Raw genomic sequence first — 10,304 nt, 5'->3', positions numbered from 1 at the left:
GGCCGACGCGCTTGACCCCTTCATCGAGCACTACAACACTGAACGAATCCACTCAAGCCACGGGCTCACGCCCGCGGCCCGAGTGTCACCAACGTCATGACTCAGTACACCTAGGCTCGTGCCCATGAGCGCCGAGACACCTCCGACCGGGATCCGCACCGACGAGCTGGACCAGGGGGTGCGCCCGCAGGACGACCTCTACCTCCACGTGAACGGGCGCTGGCTCGACCGCACCGAGATCCCCGACGACAAGGCCCGCTGGGGCTCGTTCCACCAGCTCGCCGAGGCGGCCGAGGAGGCCGTGCGGGTGATCATCGAGGAGGCCGTCGACGCCGAGCCGGGCACCGAGGAGCGCAAGACGGGCGACCTCTTCACGAGCTTCATGGACGAGGAGCGCGTCGAGCGGCTCGGCGTCGAGCCCATCCGCGACCACCTCGACGCGGCCGCAGCGGTCACCGACGTGCCGTCGTTCCTGCGCACGCTCGGCACCCTCGAGCAGACCAACGTCTCGGGCCTCCTCGGCCTCTTCGTCGACAACGACCCGGGCGACCCCGAGCGCTACGTCGTGCAGATCGAGCAGGGCGGCATCGGCCTCCCCGACGAGAGCTACTACCGCGAGGAGGGCCACGCCGCGATCCGCGACGCGTACCGCGCCTTCGTCGAGCGGATGCTCGGCCTCGCCCAGCTGGACGACCCCGCCGGCCGCGCCGACCGGATCCTCGACCTCGAGACCCGCATCGCCGCCTTCCACTGGGACAACGTCCGCACGCGCGACAGCCAGGCCACCTACAACCTCGTCACGTGGGCCGAGCTCCGCGAGCTGGTCGCGACGGCGGCCGGCGCCGACCTCGACGTCTGGCGCGACGCCCTGGAGGCACCCGCCGCCGCGCTCGACGAGGTCGTGCTCCGCGAGCCGAGCTTCGCCGAGGGCCTGGGCGCGCTGCTGACCGAGGCCGAGATCCCGGCGCTCCGCGACTGGCTGACCTGGCAGGTCGTCCGCTCCAACGCGGCGCTGCTGCCGCGCCTCTTCTCCGAGGCGTCGTTCGACTTCTACGGCCGCACGCTCACGGGCGCGCCCGAGCAGCGCGTGCGGTGGAAGCGCGGCGTCTCGCTGGTGGAGGGATCCATGGGCGAGGCCATCGGCCGCATCTACGTCGAGCGCCACTTCAGCCCCACCGCGAAGGCCGAGATGGACGTGCTCGTCGGCCACCTCGTCGAGGCGTACCGGCGGTCCATCTCGGGCCTCGAGTGGATGACCGGCGAGACGCGCAGCCGGGCGCTGGAAAAGCTCGAGAAGTTCACCCCGAAGATCGGCTTCCCCGACAAGTGGCGCGACTACTCGGCGCTCGAGATCGACCCGACGGACCTGGTGGGCAACGTGCGCGCGACCGCCCGCTTCGAGACGCGCCGCGAGCTCGCGAAGATCGGCGCCCCGCTGGATCGCGACGAGTGGTTCATGACGCCGCAGACCATCAACGCGTACTACAACCCGGGCTTCAACGAGATCGTGTTCCCGGCCGCGATCCTGCAGTTCCCGTTCTTCGACGAGGCGCGGGATCCGGCCGCGAACTACGGCGCGATCGGCGCGGTCATCGGCCACGAGATCGGCCACGGCTTCGACGACCAGGGCTCGCGCTACGACGGCGACGGCCGCCTCACCGACTGGTGGACCCCGGCGGACCGCGCGGCGTTCGAGGAGCGCACGGCGTCGCTCATCCAGCAGTACGACGCGCTCGTGCCGGCGCAGCTCACGGGCCCCGACGCGCCGCACGTCAACGGCGCGCTCACCATCGGCGAGAACATCGGCGACCTCGGCGGCCTCTCCATCGCGTGGAAGGCGTACCTGCTGTCGCTCGACGGTGCCGAGCCGCCCGTGATCGACGGCCTCACGGGCGCCGAGCGCTTCTTCCTCTCCTGGGCGCAGGCCTGGCAGCAGAAGGGCCGCGACGCCGAGGTGCAGCGCCTGCTCGCCATCGACCCGCACGCGCCGAACGAGTTCCGCTGCAACCAGATCGTCCGCAACATCGACGCGTTTTACGACACGTTCGGCGTGGAGCCGGGCGACGGCCTCTGGCTCGACGAGGAGGCCCGCGTCACCATCTGGTGACGCGCCGCGCGATGGCCGCCGCCGGCGAGGATCCGCGACGCCGCCCCCGGCACACCGGGGGCGGCGCGGCGCGGCACGCGGGGCAGGAGCCGACCGACGGCTTCCGCTCCCCCTTCCGCGCCCTCGGCGGCCTCGCCCTCGACGGGATGCGCGTCGCCGCCCGCGCCACCGACCTCGACTCCGGCGACGTCGTGCTCTCGGTCGACGACCACGTCGCCCTCCCCGCCGCGGGCCTCGGCCGCGTGCTCCTCCTCGTCGAGCTGTCCGCGCGCATGACCGGCGGCGACCTCTCGCCCCTGCACCCAGTGGATCGCCTGTCGGACGACGAGGGCGGCACCGCAAGCCTCTGGCGCCACCTCGTGGTGCCGTCGCTGCCCGTCACGGATCTCGCCTCGCTCGTCGGCGCGACCGGCGACGCGGCCGCCACCAACGCGCTCCTCGGGCTCGTCGGCCTCGACGCCGTGCGCACGCGCGCCGAGTCGCTCGGCCTCCGCCGCACCGCGCTGCTCGACATGGCCCGCGGCACCCGCGGGCCGGACGACGCCCCGCAGCTCTCCGTCGGATCCGCCTGCGAGCTCGCGTCGCTCTTCGCCTCGCTCGTGCACGGCGAGGTGGTCGACGAGGAGACGAGCACGCGCGTCGTCGGCTGGCTCGCGCTCAACACCGACCGCTCGCTGGTCGCGGCGTCCTTCGGGCTGGATGCGCCGGTGGGCCGCGGCGGCGAGCACGGCATGGCGCTGGTCGACTGCACGGGCGTCGACGCGGGCGTGCGTGCCGAGGCGGGCGTGCTCCGCGGGCCGCGCGGCGCGGTCGCCTACGCCGTCATGGTCCACTTCGACGACGCGGACCTCCGGGCCCGCCTCGCCGTCCGCGACGCCCTGGGCGTGGTCGGGCTCGACCTGCTGGAGCACGTGCACTGAGCCGCGCGGATCCTCCGCGCCCTGCGGTCGTGGATCCGCCCGGGCGTAGAGTCGGATGTCGCCCGCCACCCCTCCCGGGCGACGGAGGAGACCCCCACGATGACCGGCATGAATCCCGCCACCGCCAAGCGCCTCGCCCGCGACGACGTCGCGCCGATGTACGCGGAGGTGGACGCCGCGATCGCGCGCGCCGAGATCCCCGGCACCCCGGAGTGGCAGGAGAAGGTCCGCGGCCGCATCGTCATGGTGCGCCACGGGCAGACCGAGTGGAGCGTCAACGGGCGCCACACCGGCACGACCGACATCCCCCTCACGGAGACCGGCGAGGAGCAGGCCCGCGCGGTCGGCGGCGTGCTCGCGGGCACGGAGTTCGGCCTCGTGCTCGCCAGCCCGCGCTCGCGCGCGCAGCGCACGGCCGAGCTCATCGGCTACGGCGACCAGGCCGAGGTCGACGACCGGCTGGTCGAGTTCGACTACGGCGCGTACGAGGGCCGCACGACCGCCGACATCCAGTCCGAGCGCGGCCACTGGGACCTCTGGACCGACGGCGTGCCCGCGGGCGACACCCCCGGCGAGACGTCCCAGCAGGTCCGCGACCGCGTGCTCCAGGTGCTCGACCGCGTGCTGCCCGTGCTCGAGTCCGGCCAGGACGTGCTCCTCGTCGCGCACGCGCACGTGATCCGCGCGCTCGCCGTCGCGTGGGTCGGCCTGCCCGCCGAGGCCGGCGGGATCCTCACGCTCTCGACCTCGACGCTCAGCGAGCTCGGCTTCGAGCACGGCCGCCACGCGATCATGCGCTGGAACTGCCCGGCCGACGGCTGGGCGCCGTCGCCCGTGGGCGGCAGCCGGTAGCGCCGCGGCCGCCGGGAGCGCCGTCGTCGCGCGGCCCGGCGCCCCGGCGCGGTTCCGATCGCCCGGCGCGGTCGTGCACCGGCTCCCCCCGCGTAGGATCGCCCCTCGTGGCACAGAAGAAGAAGCGCACCCGGCAGGCCCCTCCATCCGCAGCACGCACCCGCCCGGGATCGCCCGCGAATCCCCGCTCCGGCAACCCGGCGAAGGTGCGCACGGCCACCGCGCGCGACTGGATCTCCGGCGCCCGCATCCGCACCCTCCCGCTCGCCGTGGCCCCCGTCGCGATCGGCGCCGGAGCGGCCCGCGCCATGGGCCCCGACGAGGGCGTCTCCCTCGGCCTCGCGCTCCTCTGCCTCGCGGTCGCGGTGCTGCTGCAGATCGGCGTGAACTACGCCAACGACTACTCCGACGGCGTCCGCGGCACCGACGACGTGCGCGTCGGCCCCGCCCGCCTCACCGGATCCGGCGCCGCCAAGCCCCGCACCGTGCTCACCGTGGCGCTCACGTTCCTCGGCCTCGCCGCGGTCGCCGGCCTCGCGATCGTGCTGATCACCGGCCACTGGTGGCTGCTCGCGGTCGGCGCCGTCGCCATCGTCGCGGCCTACTTCTACACCGGCGGCAAGCGCCCCTACGGCTACGCGGGCCTCGGCGACGTCGTCGTGTTCGTGTTCTTCGGCCTGGTCGCGACCGCGGGCACGCAGTTCATCCTCATCGGCATGATCACGGGCGAGGGCTGGCTGGGCGGCGTCGCGGCGGGCGGATTCGCGTGCGCCGTGCTCATGGTCAACAACATCCGCGACATCGAGCAGGACGGCAAGGTCGGCAAGCGCACCCTCGCGGTGCGGCTCGGCCCGCGCGGCTCGCGCATCGTCTACTGCATCGAGGTCGCGATTGCCTACGCGGTCGTGGTCTTCTTCTTCCTCTTCTACCCGAAGGCGCTGCTGGTGCTGTTCACGCTCGTGCTGGCGCTGCCGGCCGCGATCATCGCGTGCACCGGCCGCACCCCCAAGGAGCTGATTCTGTCGCTCCAGCTCACGAGCATGGCCGCGCTCACGTTCGGCCTGGGGCTCGGGGCGGCGTTCGCGTTCTGACCTCGATGGATCCCGCCTTCGTCCAGGCGCTCGACGCCGACCACGAGACGTGGCCGACCGACGACCCGCGGCTGCTCGCGCTGCGACAGCGGTCGGGGGCCCGGCGTCGCTCGGTCCTCGTGGTCGACGCGGCGCTCGAGGCGTGGTGGGCGGGGCGCCGGGCGGCGGATCCCGAACGCGCGGCCGCCGCGCTCGCGGCCCGGGTGGCGCGGGCCATCGAGGAAGCCGGGCCCGGGGAGCGGTACCTCGTGCTCGACGGCGGGCGCCTCACGCCGTCGACGCGCACGACCCCGCCCGCGGTGCGCGACACGGCTCCGACGACGGGCGGCCGCCGGGTCGCCTACGTGCCGATCGAGCGCGACGGACCACCGGACCCGGCCTGACGCGCGCGGGTCAGCTGCGCTCGGCCTCGCCGTCGACGCGCGGGGCGGCCGCAGCGATGTCCGGGGTGCCGGCGCCCGGGGTGCCCGTGGCGCCGGTCGCGACGTCGGCGGATCCGGCCGCGCGCACCCGGCGCTCGGCCGCGTCCACCGCGGCGTCCTCGGAGTCGTCGTCCTCCACGGGCTTGCGGCGCCCGGCGGCGACGGCCGCGAGATCCGCCGCCATGGCCTCGCGCTGCTTCCGCAGGAAGATGTAGGACCCGCAGAACGACACCACCGCGCCGATGATCGCGGCGAGCGGCCAGAAGTCCGGGCTCACCGCGACGACGAGCCCGAACGGGACGGCGAACAGGAGGATGCGGACGACGGTGTAGACGAGCCAGTAGCGACGGGAACTCACCGGGCCAGCATAGGTCGGGCGCCTGGGCGGGCCCCTCGCCCCCACAGGCCGCCGCCGCCCAGCCGGGGCGCGGCCGGCGCCCTCGTCCCGCTCGCCGGACGCCCGGCGTCCTCCCCGGTTGCGGAGCTACCATCTGTAGATGCCCCGCCTGTTGATCGGTCTCGCCGTCGTGATCGTGTTCTTCACGGTCTTCGTCATCGTGGACACCTCCCTGACGCCGCGGACCCGCATGCGCGGCCTCCCGAAGCCCGCGTGGATCGCGGTGGTCGTCCTGGTGCCCCTCATCGGCGGCATCCTGTGGCTCACGATCGGCAAGGACCGCACCGACCTCGCGCGCGCATCCGGCCGCCGGCTCGGCCCCGACGACGACCCCGACTTCCTCTCCGGCCTCGGCCGCACCCGGTCGGAGGAGGAGCGGATCCGCCGCCTCGAGCAGGAGCTCGCTGACCTCGACAGCGACGGCACGGGCCCCGACGCCGACGGCCCCACGAGCGCAGGGGGGACGGGCACGGCCCCGCGCCCGAGCCCGGACGGCGACGACGACCGCGGCGCGCCCGGTCGCCGGGACGCCTGACCCGGTGGCCGCCGCCGACGCCCTCCCGACCTCGTCCGCCTCCGCTTCCGCTTCCGCGGACGGGCCGCGCACGGGCAACCCGTCCACGGACCGCGCCATCGCGATGCTGCTCGCGCTCGTGCGCGAGGGCGTCACCGACGTGGTGCTCTGCCCCGGTTCCCGCTCCCAGGCCCTCGCGCTCGTCGCGGCCGAGCTGGAGCGCGTCGACGGCGTGCGCCTGCACGTGCGCATCGACGAGCGCGCCGCCGGGTTCCTCGCGCTCGGCCTCGGCGTCGAGTCCGGCCGGCCCGCGCCCGTCATCACGACCTCCGGCACGGCCGTCGCGAACCTGCATCCCGCCGTGCTCGAGGGCTGGCACTCGGGCGTCCCGATGCTGCTCCTCACGGGCGACCGTCCCGCGGAGCTCCGCGGGATCGCGAGCAACCAGACCACGCGCCAGCCGGGCATGTTCGGCGACCGGGTCGCGTGCATCGACGTGCCCGCGCCCGAGGAGACCGACGACGACCTGGCGCGCGACGCGCTCCTCGCCCGCGACGCGTACCGCCGGGCCCGCGACGAGCGGACGCCCGTGCACGTGAACGTGGCGTTCCGGGATCCGCTGTCCGTCGCGGTGCCGGATCTCACCGAGGCCGTCGCGGAGGTGCGCGCCGCCGCTCCCGCCACGCCTGCGCCCGCCGGGCCTGCCACCGCCGACGTCCTCGACCTCCCGCACGGCCCGCGCACGCTCGTCGTCGCCGGCCATGCCGCGGGCGAGGCCGCCGAGGAGCTCGCGCGCGCCGGCGGCTGGCCGCTCGCCGCCGAGATCTCGAGCGGATCCCACTTCGGCCCGAACCTCGTCGTCTCCTTCCGCGAGCTGCTCGCCCGCGAGGGCTTCGGCGACCGCGTCGAGCGCGTGATCGTGTTCGGCCACCCGACCCTCACGCGCGAGGTCCCGCTGCTCGTGGGGCGCGAGGACGTCGAGGCGATCGTCGTCGGATCCACCGGCGGCGAGGACTACGACCCCCGCCACCGCGTCACCGCCCATCCGGCCGCCGTGCGCGTGGTCGGCGAGCCCGCGGATCCGGCCGAGGCCCGCCGCTGGCTCGGCACGTGGGTGCACGAGAGCCGCGCGATCCTCGACGAGGCGACCGCCGCCGAGTCCGCGCCGCTCCTCCCCTCGGGCACGACGCCCGCCGAGCGCCGCGACTTCGCGCGCGCCGAGCTCGCCGCCGTGCGCGCCGACGTCACCCGCCGCCACCTCGTGCGCGCCCTCTGGCAGGCCACCTGGCCGCACGACCGGCTCGTCCTCGGGGCGTCGCGCCTCATCCGCGAGGCCGACCGGGCGCTCCCCGGCAAGCGCGTGCGCGTGCACGCCAACCGCGGCCTCGCCGGCATCGACGGCACCATCTCCACCGGCCTCGGCATCGCGCTCGCCTCGCAGGCGGGATCCGGGAGCGCGGCCGCCGGGATCACGCGCGTGCTCGTCGGCGACCTCACGCTCCTGCACGACGTCGGCTCGCTGCTCATCGGCACGGGCGAGCGCGTCCCGCGGATCCAGGTGATCGTCGGCAACGACGGCGGCGGCACCATCTTCGACGGCCTCGAGGTGTCGCGCACGGCCGCGCCCGCCTCCATCGACCGCGTCATGTTCACACCGCAGCGGGTGGATCTCGCGAGCCTCGCCCGCGCCTACGGCTGGGCGCACCTGCGCGCCGCGACCCACGGCGAGCTGGAGGCGGCGCTCACGACCGCGTCCGAGGCGCCGCTGCTCATCGAGGTGCCGCTGGCGCGGTAGCGGATCCGCCCCGTCGGGTGCCCGATCCCGGGCTCACGCCGGGATCGCGCCGCGCCACGTGCGCAGCGCCCGGCGCTCGGCGTCGGTGAAGCCGACCGCTTCCAGCAGCCCGTCGAGGTCGACGCCGTCCATCGCGTCTTGGAACGCCGCCTCGCTCGTGGTGCCGCGCTCGGCCAGGAACGCCTCGATCGCGGGCTCCATGTCGGGCTGGCCCGAGTTCGCCGACCGCTCCGGGCCCAGGCGGATCGCCTCCAGGTAGTCGTCGACGATCTCGTCCGGCTCGGCGCCCACCGCGAGCAGCAGGAGCAGGGCGACGAGGCCCGTGCGGTCGCGCCCGGCGCCGCAGTGAAAGAGGACGCCGCCGGCGGGGGCCTCGAGGATCGCCCGCAGCGCGGATCCGGCGCGCTCCGGCAGCTCGGCGAGGTGCGGCAGGTAGTAGAGGGGCGTGCCGACGAGGCCGGTGTCCCAGTAGGGCACCCAGAAGTCCGGGTGGTCGTCGAGGCCGTCGAGGTCGACGTGCGCGACGTGGATCCATCCGGGTCGCGGGTGCGTGTCGCGGGCGCGCTCGCCGGGCTGGCGGAGGTCGAGCACCGTGCGGAAGCCGAGCTCGCGCACGCGCTCCCATCCGGCGTCGGTGATGAGATCGGCGTCCTCGCAGCGCGCGAGGACGCCCGTCGGGGTCGTGCCGCCGTCGCGGAGGCGGATGCTGCCGAGGTCGCGGCCGTTGACGAGGCCGTCGATCGGGAGGGTGCGGTCGGATGCGGTCATCGACCGAGTCGACCACGGTCGCCGACGCATCCGCATCATCCTCCCGACCCTCAAACGGATGTTTGACAGTGGTGCCCGCGGCGTGGTCGGATGGCGCGTGCCCGCCGAACAGAACGACCTCCGCGACCTCCGCGTCATCGCCCACCCGCTGCGCCTGCGCCTCCTCTCGCTCTGCACGCGGTCGCCCGTGAGCGCCTCCGAGGCCGCGCGCGAGCTCGGCGAGACGCAGGCTAACGTGAGCTACCACCTGCGCCGCCTGCGCGAGGCGGGGCTCCTCGAGGAGGCGGGCGTCGAGCGGATCCGCGGGGGAGCGGCCAGGCGCTACCGGCACGTGCCGGCGAGCGGGGAGCGGCTCGCGACCGTCGCCGACGGCGGGCTCCCGCTCGTGGCCGCCGCGCTCGCCGCGGAGCTGACGCGTCGCGCGGCGCTGCACGCGGAGGGGACGCGGCCGGTGATCACGGATGCGGCGCTCACGGTCTCGACGGGCACGTGGATCCGCGTGCAGGATCTGGCCCGCGAGCTCGGCACCGTGCTGCACGACGACTCGGCGCGCCGGCCGGGCGACGAGGACGTGGCGGTGAGCGCGACGGTGGCGCTGTTCCGCACGGCGGCGACGCCTGCGCCGACGTCCGCGGATCCCGTCGCGTGAGCGCCGCCGCGCCCGCATCCGCATCCGCATCCGCGTCCGCGTCCGCCCGCACCGGCTACCTCGCGATCCTCGCGCTGCCCGGCGCGCTCCGCGTCTTCCTGCCCGCGATGCTCGGCCGCCTCTCGTTCGCGATGGTGTCGCTCGCGCTGCTGCTCCTCATCCAGTCGGCCAGCGGGTCCTTCGCCGCTGCAGGCATCGCGACCGGTGCCTTCGGCCTCGCGAACGTCCTCGCCTCGCCCATGCGCGCCCGCCTGGTGGATGCGCGCGGCCAGCGCCCCGTGCTCGTCGCCCTCGCGCTCGGTCACGCCGCGGGGCTGGTCGCGCTCGTGGCGGCGGTGCGGGCGGACGCGCCGGCGGCCGTGATCGTGGTGGTCGCCGCGACCGCTGGCCTCCTCCTCCCGCCGCTCGGCGCCGCCATGCGCGTGGTCTGGGCGGCGCTCGTGCCCGATGTGCGGATGCGGACGCGCGCCTACAGCCTCGACGCGGTGGGAGAGGAGATCGTGTTCACGGTCGGGCCGCTCGTGGTCGGCACGCTCGGCATGACGTCGTCGCCGCTGTCGCGCGCGCAGGGGCCGCGAGCCGATCCCGAGCACGCGAGGACGCGCACCCGCGCCCGCGCGTCGGATCCGCTCCGCCAGCCCCTCGTGGTCCCGCTGCTCGTCACGCTCGTGGGCGTGGGCGCCGTGCTCGGGGCCGTCGAGGTCGCCGCCGCCGCGCTGGCCGAGCGCGCGGGATCCACGGCGCTCGCGGGCCCGCTCCTCGCGGCGTTCGCCGCGGGCAGCGCGGTCG

11 protein-coding genes and 1 pseudogene are annotated in these 10,304 nt (G+C 75.3%); 10 read left to right on the top strand and 2 right to left on the bottom strand.

From position 1 onward, the window contains the following. From HDR73_RS11055 to HDR73_RS11030, 6 genes and pseudogenes are all read left to right on the top strand, one after another. Positions 1–100, top strand: a pseudogene (locus HDR73_RS11055) (IS481 family transposase); the annotation flags it as partial. Positions 101–124: 24 nt separating this feature from the next. Next, a complete protein-coding gene (locus tag HDR73_RS11050; protein WP_012300241.1) occupies positions 125–2,107 on the top strand; it encodes a M13 family metallopeptidase in 1,983 nt (660 codons plus the stop codon). A gap of 11 nt (positions 2,108–2,118) precedes the next feature. Beyond that, positions 2,119–3,027 carry a serine hydrolase gene (locus HDR73_RS11045; RefSeq protein ID WP_012300240.1) on the top strand — a complete coding sequence of 303 codons (909 nt, stop codon included), beginning with the start codon at positions 2,119–2,121 and terminating at the stop codon, positions 3,025–3,027. 108 nt (positions 3,028–3,135) lie between these two features. Beyond that, complete coding sequence (locus HDR73_RS11040; protein WP_407637317.1) at positions 3,136–3,879, top strand: histidine phosphatase family protein; 744 nt, start codon at positions 3,136–3,138, stop codon at positions 3,877–3,879. A gap of 107 nt (positions 3,880–3,986) precedes the next feature. Next, positions 3,987–4,970 (top strand): 1,4-dihydroxy-2-naphthoate polyprenyltransferase, encoded by a 984-nt coding sequence (locus HDR73_RS11035; RefSeq protein ID WP_041464772.1) that lies wholly within the window; start codon positions 3,987–3,989, stop codon positions 4,968–4,970. Between the two features lie 5 nt (positions 4,971–4,975). Next, the gene (locus HDR73_RS11030) at positions 4,976–5,353 is read left to right on the top strand and encodes a hypothetical protein (protein WP_012300237.1); all 378 of its coding nucleotides are present in this window, start codon (positions 4,976–4,978) and stop codon (positions 5,351–5,353) included. Between the two features lie 10 nt (positions 5,354–5,363). Here the strand turns inward: HDR73_RS11030 and HDR73_RS11025 are convergent, their stop codons facing one another. Next, the gene (locus tag HDR73_RS11025; protein WP_012300236.1) at positions 5,364–5,750 is read right to left on the bottom strand and encodes a DUF4229 domain-containing protein; all 387 of its coding nucleotides are present in this window, start codon (positions 5,748–5,750) and stop codon (positions 5,364–5,366) included. 139 nt (positions 5,751–5,889) lie between these two features. On the opposite strand from HDR73_RS11025, the gene HDR73_RS11020 reads away from it, so the two are divergent. Together HDR73_RS11020 and menD are read left to right on the top strand one after the other, a co-directional pair. Beyond that, entirely contained in the window at positions 5,890–6,324 is a 435-nt protein-coding gene (locus HDR73_RS11020; RefSeq protein ID WP_012300235.1) for a PLD nuclease N-terminal domain-containing protein, read from the top strand. A 4-nt stretch (positions 6,325–6,328) separates the two neighbouring features. After that, a complete protein-coding gene (gene menD / locus HDR73_RS11015) occupies positions 6,329–8,098 on the top strand; it encodes a 2-succinyl-5-enolpyruvyl-6-hydroxy-3-cyclohexene-1-carboxylic-acid synthase (protein WP_012300234.1) in 1,770 nt (589 codons plus the stop codon). 33 nt (positions 8,099–8,131) lie between these two features. Here the strand turns inward: menD and HDR73_RS11010 are convergent, their stop codons facing one another. Next, positions 8,132–8,866, bottom strand: a complete 735-nt coding sequence (locus HDR73_RS11010; RefSeq protein ID WP_041464771.1) for a tyrosine-protein phosphatase — start codon at positions 8,864–8,866, stop codon at positions 8,132–8,134. Positions 8,867–8,963: 97 nt separating this feature from the next. On the opposite strand from HDR73_RS11010, the gene HDR73_RS11005 reads away from it, so the two are divergent. Continuing rightward, a complete protein-coding gene (locus tag HDR73_RS11005) occupies positions 8,964–9,515 on the top strand; it encodes an ArsR/SmtB family transcription factor (protein WP_041465115.1) in 552 nt (183 codons plus the stop codon). Then, the coding region (locus tag HDR73_RS11000; RefSeq protein ID WP_353734312.1) for an MFS transporter at positions 9,512–10,304 on the top strand (793 nt) is incomplete at its 3' end. The genes HDR73_RS11005 and HDR73_RS11000, both read left to right, overlap by 4 nt.

It is taken from the genome of Clavibacter sp., assembly GCF_014802555.1.
Lineage (GTDB): Bacteria > Actinomycetota > Actinomycetes > Actinomycetales > Microbacteriaceae > Clavibacter > Clavibacter sepedonicus.
Note: the sequence above shows the minus strand (reverse complement) of the source record. Positions and strands in the feature narration are given on the sequence as shown.